Origin of the sequence: Streptomyces rugosispiralis (assembly GCF_024505145.1) — a bacterium.
Classification (GTDB): domain Bacteria; phylum Actinomycetota; class Actinomycetes; order Streptomycetales; family Streptomycetaceae; genus Streptomyces; species Streptomyces rugosispiralis.
On sequence record NZ_JANIAA010000003.1, the window covers coordinates 102401 to 118511 of the forward strand.

Here is a 16111-nt window from a genome sequence, read left to right on the forward strand (position 1 = left end):
GAAGCCAGAACCGGGGATCGTTCCCCGCTCTGGCGATGATCTTAACACCTAACCGGAGAGATTCCCCCGGTTAGTGTTAGGGTTGCGGGCCATGGGCAGCCGTGTGGAGAAAGAGACACCGTTGCGCCGAGACGCACGGCGCAACCGCGAGATGCTGATAGCTGCCGCCCGGGAGATCTACACGGATCAGGGTGTGGACGCCCCGCTCGACGACATCGCCCGTCGGGCCGGAGTCGGCAGCGCCACCCTCTACCGGCGGTTCGCCGGCCGGGCGGAACTCATCGAGGCGGTATTCGGCGATTCCCTTCGGGACATTCTGCGGGCCGCCGAGGAGGCCCGCTCCGCGACCGACGCCTGGGCCGGGCTCACAGCCTACCTGGAGCGCATCTTCGGGCTGCTCGCCGCCGACCGGGGCACCAACGACCTGATGACCACCGGCATCCAGGGCGTCCCCTCGCTCGACGCGCTCCGTAAGGAGAACCACAAGACGCTCGACGACCTCCTGGGCCGCGCCCAGAAGCAGGGCAAGGTCCGGCCGGACGCCACGGCGGAGGACCTCCAGTTCATGCTGGCCGCGCTCGGCCGCGCGGTCCCCGGCTCGACCGTGGCCGCACCGCTGGCCTGGCGGCGCTATCTGGCCCTGCTGCTCGACGGGCTGCGCCCCGAGGGGTCCCATCCGCTCCCGGCCCCCTCGCTCACCCCGGACCAGCTCAACGCCGCCATGCTCCAGCTCGGCAAGGTACGGCGGCCGCGCACGGGACGCGCCGACTAGGGGGTCTCCGGGGCGGGCCGACCAGAGGGTCTCCGGGGCGGGCCGACGCGGGGCCCCGAGGGGGCGGCCGACGAAGGGCAGCCTGGGAAGGACGTGTCACCACAGTGGCCGGGTGAAGTATGTCGCCCGCCTACATATCCGAGCCGAACTGCGGATTTCTACGGTGTGGCAACACAAAACCGTCCCCGCACCTCGCTCGGAAGTGGTGACCCATGCCTACCCCGGATTCTCCGGCGCCCGCTCCCCCGACCCCGCCCGGCTCACTGCGCCGTATCGTCGCCGCGAGCCTCATCGGCACCACCATCGAGTGGTACGACTTCTTCCTCTACGGCTCGGCCGCCGCGCTCGTCTTCAACAAGCTCTTCTTCCCGGACTCCGACCCGCTCGTCGGCACGCTGCTGTCGTTCCTGACCTACGCGGTCGGCTTCGCCGCCCGGCCCATCGGCGCCCTGGTCTTCGGCCATTACGGCGACCGGCTCGGCCGTAAGAAGCTGCTGATCCTGAGCCTGCTGATGATGGGCGGCGCGACCTGCGCCATCGGGCTGCTGCCCACCCACGCCACGGTCGGCTCGGCGGCGCCCGTACTGCTCACCACGCTGCGTCTGGTCCAGGGGTTCGCACTGGGCGGCGAATGGGGCGGGGCGGTGCTGCTGGTTTCGGAGCACGGGGACGCGCGGCGGCGCGGGTTCTGGGCGTCCTGGCCGCAGACCGGCGCCCCCGCGGGCCAACTGCTGGCCACCGGGGTGCTCTCCGCGCTGACGGCCACGCTCTCCGACGACGCCTTCGAGTCCTGGGGGTGGCGGGTGCCGTTCCTGCTCTCGGGGGTGCTGGTGCTGATCGGCCTGTGGATTCGTCTCTCTGTCGATGAATCGCCGGTGTTCAAGGCCGCGCTGGCCCGGGCCGAGGCCCGTAAGGCGGCAGCGGGCGGGGCCGAGGACACCGCCGAGAAGATGCCACTGGTGGCGGTCCTGCGCGACCACTGGCGGGATGTGCTGATCGCCATGGGCGCGCGGATGGCCGAGAACATCAGCTACTACGTCATCACCGCCTTCGTCCTCGTCTACGCGACCTCCGACCATGTGGGCCTGGGCAAGCAGACCGCGCTCAACGCCGTACTGGTCGCGTCGGCCGTGCACTTCGCGGTCATTCCGGCATGGGGCGCGCTGTCGGACCGGATCGGGCGCCGTCCGGTGTATCTCCTGGGCGCGGTGGGCGTGGGCGCGTGGGCCTTCCCGTTCTTCCTCCTCATCGACACCAAGGGCTTCCCGGCCCTGGTGCTCGCCGTGACGGTCGGGCTGATCTTCCACGGGGCGATGTACGCGCCCCAGGCGGCCTTCTTCTCCGAGATGTTCGCGACCCGGATGCGGTATTCGGGTGCCTCGATCGGCGCGCAGTTCGCGTCCGTCGCGGCCGGTGCGCCCGCACCGCTCATCGCCACCGCGCTGCTGGCCGACTACGACAGCGCCACGCCGATCGCCCTCTATGTGATCGCGGCGGCGCTGCTCACCCTGGTGGCCGTGGGCATCGCCAAGGAGACCCGGGACCGCGATCTGGCCTCCGTCGAACCGACCTCGGCCCCCTCCCCCGGGTCCGGGTCGGCGGCGGAGACGGCGGAGCCGGCGGAGCGCCCGGCCCGTTCGGCCTCGGCTCAGTAGCCCATGGCGGAGGCCAGGCGGTGCAGCCGCAGGGCGAGCTGGATCTCCAGGGAGCGGGCGGGTGACTGCCAGTCGGGGCCGAGCAGCCGCCCGACCCGCTCCAGCCGCTGCGCCACCGTGTTGACGTGCACGTGGAGGGCGTCCTTCGTACGGGCCGGGCTCATCCCGCCGGCGAAGTACGCGTCGAGCGTGCGGATCAATTCGGTGCCGCGCCGCTCGTCGTAGTCGATGACGGCGCCCACGGTGCGGTTCACGAAGTCCTGGACGCCGGTGCCGTCCGGGGCGCCCTCGCGGGTCCCGGCCAGCAGCAGACCGAGGAAGCCGAAGTCCTCGGCGGCGGCGCCCTGTCCGGCCCGGCCCAGCACCCGCAGGGCGGCCAGACAGCGCCGGGCCTCGGCGTAGCCCGTGGCGACCTCCCCGGGGCGCGCGGCGGGCGCCGGGACCGGCGCGGAGGCGCCCACGGTGACCGCGGCGTGCACGGCGGTGCCCAGCTGGCGGGCGGTGCGGCGGGCGAGGGCGTCGGCGGTGTCGCCGTCGGCGAGCGGCAGCAGCAGGACGGTGCCGCCGTCGCGGGCGGCGGCCAGACCGTGCCGGGTGGCCGCCAGATGGGACGCGGCGGACCACAGCCGCCGACGGCCCGCGGCGTCCTCGGCGGGCGCGCCACCGGACGTGCCGGACGTGCTCGAGGTGCCGGACGTGCTCGAGGTGCCGGACGTGGTCGACGTGCTTCCGGGCCCGGTTCCGTGGGTGTTGCCGTGCGTGGTGCCGTGCGTGGTGCCGTGCGTGGTGCCGTGCGTGGTGCCGTGTGCGTTGCCGTGTGCGTTGCCGCACCCGGTGGCGGGTGTGCCGGGGCCCGGGGCCTCGATGCCGGCGGCGAGCACCACATGGGGAGTGTCCAGGTCCGCCTCGAGCCGCGCGGCGCGCTCGCGCAGCAGCCGGGGCTCGCGGTCGGGGGCGTCGAGGAGGTCGTCAAGGAGCTCACCGCGGACCCGCTGTTCGGCCTCGCCCGCGGAGCGGCGGGCGAGCTGCAGCAGCGAGGTGACCATCGCGGCGCGCTCCAGGGTGCGCTGGTCCACGGGGTCGAGCCGGGGGTGGCCGCGCAGCACGAGCGCGCCGAGCAGTTCGCCGCCCGCCGAGACCGCGGCGACCCAGTCCTCCTCGCCGTCGCGCACCGCGTGACCATCGGCCCGGGACCGGTCGACGGCCGCCGCGGGCGCCTCGTCGGCCTCGAGGAACTCCACCGAACCGCTGAGCACCTCGGCCAGGGCGTCGGCCACGTCGTGCACCCCGCCACCGCGCAGCACCAGCTCGGTGAGCCGGTCGTGGACGTCGGAGGCGCGCTCGATGACCCGGCTGCGGTCCCGGATGATCTCATTGGCGGCCTCCAGCTCGGCGAGCGCCGTACGGGTCTCGGCGAGCAGATGGGCGGTGTCGATGGCCACGGCCGCGTGGGCGGCGAACGAGCCGACCAGCGCGATCTGCTCGCGTTCGAACACCCGGGCCCGGCGGTCGGCCGCGAACAGCACGCCGATGACACCGCTGCCGAGCAGCAGCGGCACCCCGAGGATGGCGACGAGTCCCTCGTCCCTGACGCCCGCGTCGATGGCGTGGGTGTGCTGGAACCGGGGATCGTGGAAGTAGCTCTCGGTCACATAGGGGCGGGCGGTCTGGGCCACCAGACCGCCGAGCCCCTCCCCCATGCCGAGCCGAAGCTGCTGGAAGCGGGCCGAGACCGAACCGTCGGTGACCCTCATATAGGTGTCACCGGCCGTCGGGTCGTTGAGCGTCAGATAGGCCACCTCGGTGCCCAGCAGGGAGCGGGCGCGCTGCACGATGGCCTGGAGCACCGCGTCCAGGTCGCGCAGCCCCGCCAGGTCGTGGGCGGTCTCGAAGAGCGCGGACAGCTCGGCCTCGCGGCGCCGTCGCCCCTCCAGCTCACCCCGCACCCGCAGGGCGAGCAGCTTGGCGTGCTCCAGGGCGGCCAGCCGGTCGGCCGGGGCCTTCTCGGCGCGGGCGCGCAGCACCGGGCGCTCGTACGCCTCGGCGGGCGCGCCACGTGCGAGCAGTTCCAGGTAGGGCGTCTCCGGCCGGTCGTCGGGCATGGGCACAGGCATACCCCCGCCGGGCGCGGCGGCGCCAGCCGTAAGGCGGCCCGGTGCCTTGCCGACGGGGCGGCCGGGCAATAGGTGGTCCGGTGGCTGAGCCAATGGGCCACCATCCGGAGAGGGCTCAGCCAATCGGCCACCGTCCGCCGGTGGCTCGGCCAATCGGCTTTCATGGTCCAGTGGCTGAGCCAATCGGCCATCAAGGGCCGGGGACCGATCCGATGGGCCGCTCAGTGGGCGGTCCATCCGCCGTCCATGCTGAGCGAGGCCCCGGTGATGAAGGACGTGTGCGGACCGCAGAGGTACGCGACGGCCTCGGCGACCTCCTCGGGCTCGACCAGCCGCTTGACCGCCGCGTCGGCCAGCATCACCTCGGCGACGACCCGCTCCGGGGAGATCCCGTGGGCCTCGGCCTGATCGGCGATCTGCCGCTCGACGAGCGGGGTGCGCACATAGCCGGGGTTGACGCAGTTGGACGTCACCCCGTGCTCCGCGCCCTCCAGGGCGGCGACCTTGGAGAGCCCCTCCAGACCGTGTTTGGCGGCCACATAGGCCGACTTGTACGGGGAGGCGCGCAGCCCGTGCACCGAGGAGATGTTCACGATCCGGCCCCAGCCCTGGGCGTACATATGCGGCAGCGCGCCGCGCACCAGCCGGAAGGGGGCCTCGAGCATCACGGTGAGCACCCGGGAGAAGACCTCGGGCGGAAAGTCCTCGATGGGCCGCACGAGTTGGAGCCCGGCGTTGTTGACCAGGATGTCGGTGCCCGCGGCGGCCCGCTCGGCGGCGTCGAGGTCGGTGAGGTCCAGAGGGTGGGCCTCGACCGGGCCGGGCAGTCCGGAGGCCGCGGCGGCGAGGTCGGTAAGGCCCTCGGCGTCCAGGTCGACGGCCCGCACCCGCGCCCCGGCGGTGGCCAGCCGCAGCGTGCAGGCCCGGCCGATGCCCCCGGCGGCGCCCGTGACGAGTGCGGTACGGCCGGAGAGATCGAGGCCGCCGGACGGCCGTGAGTCCGGGCCTGGTGTGGTGGACGCGCTCATGAGGGGCACATTAGGCAGCCGTCGGGCCCGGACCGATGTGGGGGCGGCACATACTTCACTCCCCGACGATGGGCTCGAACCATGTCGGGCCGTCCTCGAGCGCCTGCTTGATCCGGGACAGGGAGAAGTCCTCCATCTCGGGCAGCGCGTCGAGCGGGAACCAGCCGACGTCCAGCGACTCGTCGTCGTTCACCCGGGCCTCGCCGCCGACCGCGCGGCAGCGGAAGCAGACGTCCACGAACTGGCACTTGTCGTCGTTGGGGTAGGTCACCGGTGCCAGGGTCCTCACGAGCACGATGCGTTCGGGGACGCAGCGCACCGCGGTCTCCTCCTCGACCTCGCGGACCACCGCCGTGGCCGGCTGCTCACCGGGTTCGGGGATACCGCAGATGATGGTCCAGCGGCCGTTGTCGGCCCGGCGGCCCAACAGCACCCGGTCCTGGTCGTCGAAGACCACGGCGCTCACGCCCGGCAGATAGAGCAGTTCGTGGCCGATGGAGGCTCTGAGGTCACGGATGAAGTCGGGGGTCGGCATGGGCCGAGGGTATCGGGCGGAAACGCGGGCGTGCGCGGCTGCCGTACGGCGCTCTCCACGGCGGGCGTTTCACGACCGACTCATCGTTTCTGCGCACCATATACACATTCCTTACGACAAGCGCTACGGTTTCGGGTGTCATGGCTCGCGCGACGGCCGTAAGGGCGTCGGCGCGGTGCCCGTCACGACGGGGGGTCGGCGGGATGACGTCATCAGTGGTGGAGCCTGCCGTGCGGGACCACGGCAGACCGGCGGACGGCTGCGCCGGTGCGTCCGATGTCGCGGGGGTTCTGATCCTGGCCGGTTGCGCCGTATGGGCGCTGATCGCGGCCATGGGGCGGCCGGCCCGCCCCGAGGGGGTCCTGCTGGCGGTGTTGGCGGTGGCCGCCGGGTACGCCTGCGGCCGGATCGCCGGATCGCTGCTGCCGGTCGCCGGGGCGGCGGCCGCCGGGCTCGCGGGGTTCGGCCTGGCCTGCACCTCGCCGTACGGGCTCGGCGGCCATGAGGGGCCGGGCGCGGCCCAGCTCACCCTGGCCACGGGCGCGGTCTGCTGCGCGGCCTGGTCCGCCCCGCGGGCCCTCCGCCCGGCGCTGGGGCTGCTGGCCGCGGCGATCACGCTGACGGCCGTGGTGGGCGGCTCGACGGTCGGCTCGGTGGCGAGCGGCGCCGTCCTGGTGTGCTCGCTCATCGCCGCCCGGCCACAGCGGCGGCTGCCGACGCTCGCCGCGTGCGCGCTGATCGCGGCGGTCGCGGTCGGCGGCACCTGGGCGGTGGCCGAGGACGCGGTCCCGGGCGGACTGTCGCCCGCCCTGCGCGCCCATCTCACCGAGCACCGGATCCGGCTGTGGCAGGACGCCGCCCGAATCGAGGAGACGGACCCGCTGCGCGGTGCGGGCCCGGACCGCTTCGGCGAGCTGAGCCCCGCGGTGACCCAGCCGCTGGGCCCGGAGGCCAAGCCGCATTCGGCGCCGTTACAGCAGGCGGCCGGCCAGGGGCTGCCGGGGGTGGCCCTGCTGGGCGCGGCCTTCGGCTGGATGCTCCACGCCCTGTGGCGCTCCCCGCGTCCCACTCCCGTGGTCCTTACGGCTGCCGCGACGCTCACGGCCCTGGCCGTCGAGTCCTGTCTGGGCAACGCTCTCAGCTTCTCCCAGATCACCGCGGGAGCGGGCCTCCTCGCCGGACTGGCGACCGCCCGCCGCCTGACCGACGACCCGGGAGCGGTGCCATGAGCGAGCCCCGGGAGCCCCGGGAGCCCCGGAAGAAGAGAGCGCATCCCCCGAAAGAGGGGAACGGGGATCGGCTAGACCTGGGAGGTGCGGGCCGCGATCAGCCGCAGCCGGTCGCGGATGACCCGGACCGCCGCCTCGGCGTCGTCCACCGTGACCGTGAAGACGCGGCCGTCCCCGAGGCGGACCACCACGCCCTCGCCCCTGCGCACCACCACCGCGGTGCCCTTCTCGGGGCGCCAGCGGTAGCCCCAGCCGCCCCACTGGCAGGGGGTGACCTTACGGGCCACATCGGCGTGGACCACGTCGCTGAGCGGGATGCGGCGGCGTGGGAGCCCCATATGGCCGCAGCGGATCTCCAGCACCTCGTCGTCCACCCGTACCGCCACATGGACGAAGGCGAGGGTGCCGAAGAGCATCAGCAGCCCGGCGGCGACACAGCCGATGACGGCCATCAGGAGCGGGGCGATGCCCGAGCCCCAGGGCGAGTCGACCGCGAGGTCGACACCGAGCGCCAGGCACGCGGCGCCCGCCACGGCCAGCAGCCACTGCACGCGATTGTGGGCCCGTCCGATCCAGACCGCGGGCGGCTGCCCGTGGGCGGTCGGCTCTCCGTGGTCGTGGTGCCTCATGGTTGGCAGCGTACTCACCTTCCGGCACCACGGCAGCGGGGCGGGGGAATCCGCTGGTGAGGAGCGTTTCGGTCAGCTCACCGCACGAGGCATCGCCGTCAAGCGCGTGTCGGGGCGACGGGTGCCAGCAGCACGCCTTCGGCGTAGGTCAGGGCGACCTCCGGCAGGGCGGCCTCGCGTCCGCCGAGGATGACGGTGAGACCGCCCGGGGTGACCGGTCCGTCCGGCGGGAACGGGTCGGCGCCGATCCGGCGCAGGGCCTGGGCGGCGACGGCCCCGGCCGAGCCGTGGAGGACGATCGGCGGCGCGTCCGGCTGCTGTACGGCGGTCCGGATGCGGTCGGCGACGAGTTCGTAATGGGTGCAGCCCAGGACGACGGTCGTTACATCGCGCGGGGTGCGTGCCGCCGCGGCGGCCACCGCGGCGTCGATCCCCTCGTTGTCGGCGTACTGCACCGCGTCCGCGAGCCCCGGGCACGGCACCTCGGTCACCTCGACGCCGTCCGCGAAGTCGCGGATCAGTCCGCGCTGGTACGGGCTGCCGGTGGTGGCCGGGGTGGCCCAGATCGCGATCGGCCCTCCCCCGGCCGCCGCGGGCTTGATGGCGGGCACGGTGCCGATGACCGGCAGCTCGGGCTCCAGTGCGGCGCGCAGCGCGGGCAGGGCGTGGACGGAGGCGGTGTTGCAGGCGACGATCAGCGCGTCGGGGCGGTGCGCGGCCGCGGCCCGGGCGCAGCCCAGGGCCAGCCCGGTGACGCCCTCGGGGGTGCGCGGGCCCCACGGCATGGTGGCGGGGTCGGACGAGAGGACGAGATCGGCGTCCGGTCGCAGTCGGCGCATCGCGGCGGCGGTGGGCAACAGTCCGATTCCGGAGTCCATGAGCGCGATCTTCACCCGGTCACTTTAATGGATCGGTCCCGTGCGCCCGTCCGCCGGGCGCACCTTCGGGCAGACTTCGGCGGGTGAGCGCGCTGATGTGGATCGCCGCCGGGTCGTTGGCCGCATGGCTGTGGCTGCTGCTGGGCCAGGGCTTCTTCTGGCGTACGGACGTACGGCTGCCCCGGACCGGCCCGGACGGCTCGGCGCCGCCGGAGCCGGACGGGTCCGGGCCGCCGGAGCCCGCGGGGTGGCCCTCGGTGGCCGTCGTGGTGCCCGCCCGGGACGAGTCCGCGGTGCTTCCGGCCAGCCTGCCCTCGCTGCTCGCCCAGGACTATCCGGGGCCGGCGGAGATCTTCCTGATCGACGACGGCAGCTCGGACGGCACCGGAAAGCTGGCCCGTGAACTCGCCGACGAGCACGGCGGCCTGCCGCTGACCGTCGGCTCCCCCGGCGAACCCGGCCCCGGCTGGACCGGCAAGCTGTGGGCGGTGCGGCACGGGATGGCGCTCGCCACGACCCGCCTCGCCGCGGACCGTGGCGACGCGCACCGTGGCGACGCGGACGGTGCGGACCGTAAGGACGTGGGCAGTGCGGACCGTAGGGACGCGGACGGCCGGGACACGGACCGTGCGGACCGTAAGGGCGACGCCGGGGTGGACTACCTGCTGCTGACGGACGCGGATATCGCGCATGAGCCGGACTCCCTGCGGGAGTTGGTGCGCGCGGCCGAGGCGAACGGGCTGGATCTGGTCTCCCAGATGGCGCGGCTGCGGGTGGTGACCTACTGGGAGCGGCTGATCGTGCCCGCCTTTGTCTACTTCTTCGCGCAGCTGTACCCCTTTCGGTGGGTCAACCGGCCCCGGGGGCGCACCGCGGCGGCCGCGGGCGGCTGTGTGCTGCTGCGCCGGGAGGCGGCCGAGCGAACCGGGGTCCCCGAGGCGATCCGGCAGTCGGTCATCGACGACGTGGCGCTGGCCCGCACGGTGAAACGGTCCGGCGGACGGATCTGGCTCGGGCTGGCCGACCGGGTCGACAGCGTGCGGCCGTATCCGCGGCTGGGCGAGCTGTGGCGGATGGTCTCGCGCAGCGCGTACACCCAGCTGCGCCACAACCCGCTGCTGTTGCTGGTGACGGTCGCGGGGCTGGCGGTGGTGTATCTCGTGCCGCCCGCGGCCGTGGTCGCCGGGGTGCTGACGGAGCGTCCCGCGCCGCTGGCGATGGGCGCCGCCGCCTGGGCGCTGATGGCGGGCACCTACATCCCGATGCTGCGCTACTACCGGCAGACGCTGTGGCTGGCGCCGCTGCTGCCCCTGACGGCCCTTCTCTATCTGCTGATGACCGTGGACTCGGCGGTGCGGCATTACCTCGGGCAGGGCGCGGCCTGGAAGGGGCGTACCTACACCCGCCCCAGCGCCGCGCCCTGACGGCCACGCCCCGCCGCGCCCTGACGGCCACGCCCCGTGCACCGGGGATTCACTTGCGGCCGGGGGTCCAGTTCATGCCCCAGCCGTAGGCGTGGTCGAGGGTGCGCTGCGGACTGGTGCCGCGCTGCGGCACCAGATAGCGGGCCTCGCGCTGTACGACGAGCTCACCGCCGGTGTTGGTGATGAGCGCGAGCGCGCAGACCGGGGACGGGACCGTGCACTCGTCGAGCGAGAAGTCGATCGGGGCACCGAACTGCGGCTGCAGGGTGACCGTGGCGTGAAGGTTGGCGAAGCTGCGGGCGCCCTCGTAGATGGTCACGAAGACCAGGATCCGGCGGAACAGCTTCTGGTGGTCGAGGTTGATGGTGAGGTTCTCACCGGTCGCCCGGGCACCGGTCCGGTCGTCGGCGTCCAGCTGGATGAAGGGTGGCTGGTGCAGCGAGCCGAAGGAGTTGCCGAGCGCCTGGACCACGCCCTTGCTGCCGTCGGAGAGTTCGAACAGCGCCCCCAGGTCGAGATCGAGGTCGCTGTGCATGGCCATCGCCCGGCCCAGCTTGGAGGCCCACCCCGAGAACTGCTTGTGCACCTGCCAGTTGAGGTTGATCCGCATGGCGCCGGAGGTGCCGCCCTGCTTGGTCAGCGAGACCGAGGGCGCCTCCTTCGTCAGGGTGACCTTGCTGAGGCTCACCGGCGCCGAGGCGGGCCCGGGGGCCGGGGCGGCCGGTGCGGTGGGCGGGGGCGGCGGAAGCGGCGTGGAGACGGCCGTGGGCGCCGGAGGCGGGTACGCCCCGGCGGGCGGGCCGGACAGCGGCGCGGGGGCGGCGGGCGGCGCCGCGTACGGGTTCTGCGCGGCCGGGTACGGGTTCTGCGCCGCGTACGGATTCTGCCCGGCGTTCGGCGGGGCCGCGGGGGCGGGAGCCGGGGCGGCGGGCTGAGCCGGCGCCTGCTGCGGCTCGTCGACCGTGATGCCGAAGTCCGTGGCGAGCCCCGCGAGACCGCTCTGGTACCCCTGGCCCACCGCGCGGAACTTCCAGGCGCCCTGCCTGCGGTACAGCTCGCCGAGGACGAAGGCGGTCTCGACCGTGGCGTCCTCGCTGTCGAAGCGGGCGACCTCCGCGCCGCCCGCCGCGTTCAGCACCCTGATGTGCAGACCGGGGACCTGACCGAACGTTCCGCCATCGGCCGAGGCCGCGAGGACCACGGTGTCGACGGCGGGCTCGACGCGGGCGAGGTCCACCGAAAGGGCGTCGGTCACGGTGTCACCCGCGGTCCGCTTCCCCTCGTGGCGCACCGCGCCGGAGGAGTGCGCCGCCTGGTTGTAGAACACGAAGTCCCCGTCGGACCTGACTTTTCCGGACACCAGCAGCAGCGCCGAGGCGTCCACGTCCGGCGCCCCCGGACCGGCGCGCCAGCCGAGCTCGATCCGTACCGCGTCAGCCGGTACTGGCGTGTTACCGCCCTTGCGCATCGCCATTTCCGTCCCCCTGCCTCTCTGTTCGCTCGGATCGGGCCGTACAGCCGTCGCACAGCGCGGACGACGGGTGGCTACCCGCTGAAAACGCGCTCTTTACACGATCTCAACGTACCCTGACGACCGATTTTCCCTGGTTCGCTCGGATTGGGGATCCACGGCCACTCCGAACACTGAAAACAACCCTCCTACCGGACTCCCCAATCAGCACATGGTGGGCTTAACTTATGGTCTATGACCTCCCCCCGCAGCACTTACGGTGGCGGCTACTACTCCTCGCCGTCCTTCCCGGACACCCCCATCTACGACAGTCTTGTCGCCGAGCGGGGGACACCGCAGATCGCACCCATCAGGGTGCCGTCGGCCTACGACACCGGAAGCCACCTTCCGGCGCTGCCCTCGGCGCTCCCCGCACTGCCGGCCGCCCCCTCCCCGCAGCCCATGCACCAGGGCTACCAGCAGCACGCGCCGCAGCCCACCGGTCTGCAGCAGGCGCACTCGCCCTACATCCCGCCGCAGTCGACGGGACCGCGGGGCTACCCGGGCGCCCAGCAGCCGCAGACGCAGCGCCCCGCGCCGGCCTCGCCGATGGGGTACGAGGCGATGCGCCCGGCCATGACGCGTCCGGTCGCGCCTCGCCCGGCGGCGCCCGCGCCCTCTCAGTACGACGACCCTTACGGCCGTCAGCAGTACCCGGGCGGCCGGCCGCCGCAGCCGGGAGGCGGCTACTGACACACGTCGGGAGGTGATGCGACCGGGCAGCCGTGCCCGGTCGCGGGAAGGTCCGGGCCGGATGGGGTGTCCCCGTCCGGCCCCTGATTTGTCGTGAGGGGCGTCCGCGCCCGATTTATGAGGGCCGTTCGGCCCCTCCCCGGCGTCGGGGCACACCGCGATGCTGGACCGCAGTTCCGCGAGCCACCTCCACCACCGGGGGTGGGCCGGGCTCTCACTCCACTGCGGTGATGAGCATGTCGACCGGTCCGCCCCGTTCGGCGTGGGGCGCGGGGCCGGTAGGGGACCGGTCTCGCGCTCCACGCGAAACGCACGCGGCCACCGTGGCGGCCACCGTAAGGAACCGTGGCGGCCACCGTAAGGACGTCATCCGCGTCCCGCCACACCGCCCACGGGCTCACTGACCCGCTTCGCGCTCCTTGATCCGCTCGGCGATCACCGCGGCCTGGATGCGCCGTCCCACGCCCAGCTTGGCCAGGATCGAGGAGATGCGGTTCTTGACGGTCTTCTCGGCCAGGAACAGCCGCTCGGCGATCTGCCGGTTGGTCAGCCCATCGCCGATGAGCTGGAGGATCTCCCGCTCCCGCGGGGACAGCTTCTCCAGTTCCACCGGCCCGCTCGGCGCGGGGCCGCGCAGCCGGGCCATCACCCGGGCGGTGGCGCCGGGGTCGAGCATGGAGCGGCCCTCGGCCACGGTGCGCACCGCCGACACCAGGTCGGACCCGTTGATCTGCTTGAGCACATAGCCCGCGGCCCCGGCCATGATGGCGTCGAACAGCGCCTCGTCGTCGTCGAAGGACGTCAGCATCAGGCAGGCGAGATCGGGGAGCCGGGCCCGCAACTCCCGGCAGACCTCGATCCCTTCGTGGTCCCCGCCCTCGCCCGAGGAGCCCAGCCGTACGTCGAGCACCGCGACCTGTGGCCGTACGGCGGGGGCGCGGGCGATGGCCTCGCGGGCGTTGGCCGCCTCGCCGACCACCTTCAGATCGGATTCGGCGTCGAGCAGATCACGCAGTCCGCGCCGCACCACCTCGTGGTCGTCGAGCAGAAAGACCCCGATGGGGCCGTCGGGGTCGGCTGTCTGGGGCACGGCCTCTCCTCCATGGCGCGCGGGTCGCCGGTCGCGATCCGGCTGCCCAGCTTTACGTTCTGGTGCGGGGAAGCGTAAGGGGCCGTTCGGCCCCCGGGCCGCCGGCTGCGCCCTCCGGTCCGGTCATGGCGAGATTCCGCCCGCGTAGGGCCCGTACAGGTCCAGCAGCCGGGTGCGGGCGCTCTGCAGCCGGCGCCCGATCACCTGGGCGCAGGCGAGTGCGAGGGCGTAGCCGAGCTCCGGGTCCTCGTCGCACAGCCGGCGCACCGCCTCGGCGTTGAACTCGTGCGCACGCACCGGGCTGAGCGCCTCCGCGCCCAGGTGCCAGGTGTCCGGCGGGAAGAGCCAGGACCAGCCGATGAGCTCTCCGGGGCCGAGGGTCTCGATCACCGCGGCCCGCCGCCCCGGGACATGCAGATCGAGGGTGACCGCGCCGGTGCGGATGATCCAGAAGCGGTCGGCCTTGCGGCCCTCCTCGAAGATGCGGCCGCCCGAGGGGAAGGACACATCGTGGGCGAGCGCCATCAGCCGCTCACGGTGTTCGGTCTTCAGCGCGCTCAGCAGTCCCATCATGACCTCACTCTGCCGTCTCCTCTCCCCCCTCGCCCCTCGGCGGTCTCTGAGCGGACGAGCCGTGCTGACAAGAGACAGCCGATCCAAAGCGATACGCCGTCGATCGGGTATCGCTTCACCCTTACCCATTTTCGGTCACGTTTCCGATATGACACGTCATTCGTGGTCGTTGTGACCAATGAGGCGCCGCTCCCCGTACCCTCGGCTGCTTCACCGACCCTGTGTTGTCGCTCGTACTCGTCACCAAACGGGAGGCACTGGTGCTAGCCGACCCTCGTCGTCGGTCCGCCGATCGAGCCGGAGAACACCTGCTCCACCGTCATTTCACCGCCGATGAGCTGCCCCGGCTGCGGGTGCAGGTCGAGCAGTGCGCGGCCTGGGCCGGGCTCAGCGAGACCCGCCGCGGGGACTTCGTGCTGGCCGTGGACGAGATCGCCAACAACGCCGTCGAGCACGCGGGCGGCACCGGATCCCTGCTGCTGCGGCGGATCGGCGACGAGCTGGAGTGCCGGATCAGCGACTCCGGGCCCGGCTTCTCCGAGGACGTCATCCCGCGGATCCTGCCGGGGCTGGACGGCGCGACCAGCGGCCGCGGGCTGTGGCTGACCCAGCTGGTCACCGACCGGCTGGTGATCAGCGCGGGGGCGGTGGGCGCCGTGGTGACGCTGGCCATGCGGCTGCGCTGAGTGAGCCGCCGGATTCCCTCGGCGACCGCTTCGGCGGGACAATGGGAAGGGACATTTCCAGGTGCCGGCAGGAGAGGCGGTGGGCGCGGTGGAGCTTCCCGTGGTCGTCGGGGTCGACGGTTCGGACGCCGCCTCGGACGCACTGGACTGGGCGGCCGAGATGGCCGGGCGCCGCGGGCTGCCGCTGCGCGTCGTGCACGCCTCGCTGTGGGAGCGGTACGAGGGCTATATCCCCGGAACGGCCGCCGACCGCCCCGCCGAGCGGCTCCACAGCGAGGCGGTGCTGGCCGCCGCGGCCAGGCGGGCCGGGCGGCGGGTGCCGGCCCTGAAGGTGATGACCGACCTGGCGGCGGATGACGCGGTGACCGCCCTGCTGCGCGCCGGGAAGAGCGCCGAGGCGCTGGTGGTCGGCTCGCGCGGCCGGGGCGAGTTCGCCTCGCTGCTGCTCGGCTCGGTCGGACTGGGCATCGCGGCCCGCGCCCAGTGCCCGGTGGTCGTGGTGCGCGGCCGCCCGGAGAACATGCGCGGCGGGATGAACCGGGTGGTGGTGGGGATCGCAGAGCGCGAGCGCTCGGGCGACCAGGAGCCCGCACCGCCCTCCGCCGCCGCGGCGTTCGCCCTCCGCGAGGCGCGGCTGCGCGGCGGTGAGCTGGAGGCGGTGCACGCCTGGCGCTGCGCGGGCCCCGAAGACCACGAGAGGCCCGGGGACCGCGAGAGGCCCGGGAACCACGGCGGACCCGGGAACCACGAGAGACCCGGGAACCACGGCGGACCCGGGAACCACGAGAGACCCGGGAACCACGGCGGACCCGGGAACCACGGCGGGCCCGGGAACCACGGCGGGCCCGGGAACCACGGCGGGCCCGGGGACCGCGGCGCGCACGAGGAGCAGGGGGCGCGTGAGGTCCACGGGACACACGAGGTCCGCAGGACACGTGGGACGCGAGGGGTACCTGCGGTGCAAGGTGCGCGTGAGCCTCAAGGGGCCCGTGAGGCGCACGAGCGACGGGCCGCCGAGCTGCTGGACGAGACGCTGGGCGGCGCCACGGCGGCCGGGCTGCCGCCGGTGCCGGTGGCCCACCGCCCGGTCGAGGGCTCGGCGCGCAAGGCGCTGCTGGACGCCTCCGCGCACGCGGATCTGCTGGTGGTGGGGGCCCGGCGGCGGCAGGGGCACTTCGGCATGCAACTGGGCCTTGTCAACCACGCCGTGCTGCATCACGCCAAGTGCCCGGTCGCCGTGGTGCCCGTTTCCTAGGCGCCGGTCCCCCGGCGGCCCCGCGACCCTGGCCGAGTTC

At 73.5% G+C, this 16111-nt stretch carries 15 protein-coding genes; 7 read left to right on the forward strand and 8 right to left on the reverse strand.

The window, feature by feature from the left end:
* Nucleotides 1-91 precede the first annotated feature (91 nt).
* On the forward strand, nucleotides 92-772 hold the full coding sequence (locus NP777_RS06930; RefSeq protein ID WP_256649167.1) for a TetR/AcrR family transcriptional regulator: 681 nt from the start codon (nucleotides 92-94) through the stop codon (nucleotides 770-772).
* Nucleotides 773-984: 212 nt separating this feature from the next.
* A complete protein-coding gene (locus NP777_RS06935) occupies nucleotides 985-2427 on the forward strand; it encodes an MFS transporter (protein WP_256649168.1) in 1443 nt (480 codons plus the stop codon).
* On the opposite strand, the gene NP777_RS06940 is transcribed toward NP777_RS06935, so the two are convergent.
* The 3 genes from NP777_RS06940 to NP777_RS06950 form a co-directional block, all read right to left on the reverse strand.
* A complete protein-coding gene (locus NP777_RS06940; RefSeq protein ID WP_391858467.1) occupies nucleotides 2421-4541 on the reverse strand; it encodes a helix-turn-helix domain-containing protein in 2121 nt (706 codons plus the stop codon). The genes NP777_RS06935 and NP777_RS06940 overlap by 7 nt on opposite strands.
* Nucleotides 4542-4762: 221 nt before the next feature.
* On the reverse strand, nucleotides 4763-5569 hold the full coding sequence (locus NP777_RS06945) for a 3-hydroxybutyrate dehydrogenase (RefSeq protein ID WP_256649170.1): 807 nt from the start codon (nucleotides 5567-5569) through the stop codon (nucleotides 4763-4765).
* A gap of 55 nt (nucleotides 5570-5624) precedes the next feature.
* Entirely contained in the window at nucleotides 5625-6104 is a 480-nt protein-coding gene (locus NP777_RS06950; protein ID WP_256649171.1) for an NUDIX hydrolase, read from the reverse strand.
* Between the two features lie 203 nt (nucleotides 6105-6307).
* On the opposite strand from NP777_RS06950, the gene NP777_RS06955 reads away from it, so the two are divergent.
* The gene (locus NP777_RS06955; RefSeq protein WP_256649172.1) at nucleotides 6308-7333 is read left to right on the forward strand and encodes an O-antigen ligase family protein; all 1026 of its coding nucleotides are present in this window, start codon (nucleotides 6308-6310) and stop codon (nucleotides 7331-7333) included.
* A gap of 71 nt (nucleotides 7334-7404) precedes the next feature.
* Here NP777_RS06955 and NP777_RS06960 read toward each other — a convergent pair whose 3' ends face one another.
* Together NP777_RS06960 and NP777_RS06965 are read right to left on the reverse strand one after the other, a co-directional pair.
* Complete coding sequence (locus NP777_RS06960; RefSeq protein WP_256649173.1) at nucleotides 7405-7962, reverse strand: hypothetical protein; 558 nt, start codon at nucleotides 7960-7962, stop codon at nucleotides 7405-7407.
* A 98-nt stretch (nucleotides 7963-8060) separates the two neighbouring features.
* Nucleotides 8061-8855, reverse strand: a complete 795-nt coding sequence (locus tag NP777_RS06965) for a glutamate racemase (RefSeq protein WP_256649174.1) — start codon at nucleotides 8853-8855, stop codon at nucleotides 8061-8063.
* Nucleotides 8856-8935: 80 nt separating this feature from the next.
* Here NP777_RS06965 and NP777_RS06970 point away from each other — a divergent pair, with 80 nt between their 5' ends.
* Nucleotides 8936-10264, forward strand: coding sequence for a glycosyltransferase (locus tag NP777_RS06970; RefSeq protein WP_256649489.1), 1329 nt, complete (start codon nucleotides 8936-8938; stop codon nucleotides 10262-10264).
* 49 nt (nucleotides 10265-10313) lie between these two features.
* On the opposite strand, the gene NP777_RS06975 is transcribed toward NP777_RS06970, so the two are convergent.
* Nucleotides 10314-11732 carry a TerD family protein gene (locus tag NP777_RS06975; RefSeq protein ID WP_256649490.1) on the reverse strand — a complete coding sequence of 473 codons (1419 nt, stop codon included), beginning with the start codon at nucleotides 11730-11732 and terminating at the stop codon, nucleotides 10314-10316.
* A gap of 237 nt (nucleotides 11733-11969) precedes the next feature.
* Between NP777_RS06975 and NP777_RS06980 the strand changes: the two genes are divergently transcribed.
* Entirely contained in the window at nucleotides 11970-12467 is a 498-nt protein-coding gene (locus NP777_RS06980; protein ID WP_256649175.1) for a DUF6643 family protein, read from the forward strand.
* Nucleotides 12468-12864: 397 nt separating this feature from the next.
* Here the strand turns inward: NP777_RS06980 and NP777_RS06985 are convergent, their stop codons facing one another.
* On the reverse strand, nucleotides 12865-13557 hold the full coding sequence (locus tag NP777_RS06985; RefSeq protein WP_256649176.1) for a response regulator: 693 nt from the start codon (nucleotides 13555-13557) through the stop codon (nucleotides 12865-12867).
* 123 nt (nucleotides 13558-13680) lie between these two features.
* Nucleotides 13681-14130 (reverse strand): Crp/Fnr family transcriptional regulator, encoded by a 450-nt coding sequence (locus NP777_RS06990; protein ID WP_020873493.1) that lies wholly within the window; start codon nucleotides 14128-14130, stop codon nucleotides 13681-13683.
* Nucleotides 14131-14390: 260 nt separating this feature from the next.
* Here NP777_RS06990 and NP777_RS06995 point away from each other — a divergent pair, with 260 nt between their 5' ends.
* Both NP777_RS06995 and NP777_RS07000 read left to right on the forward strand, forming a co-directional pair.
* Complete coding sequence (locus tag NP777_RS06995) at nucleotides 14391-14816, forward strand: ATP-binding protein (RefSeq protein ID WP_256649491.1); 426 nt, start codon at nucleotides 14391-14393, stop codon at nucleotides 14814-14816.
* 61 nt (nucleotides 14817-14877) lie between these two features.
* Nucleotides 14878-16071 (forward strand): universal stress protein, encoded by a 1194-nt coding sequence (locus NP777_RS07000; protein ID WP_256649177.1) that lies wholly within the window; start codon nucleotides 14878-14880, stop codon nucleotides 16069-16071.
* Nucleotides 16072-16111: the final 40 nt, after the last annotated feature.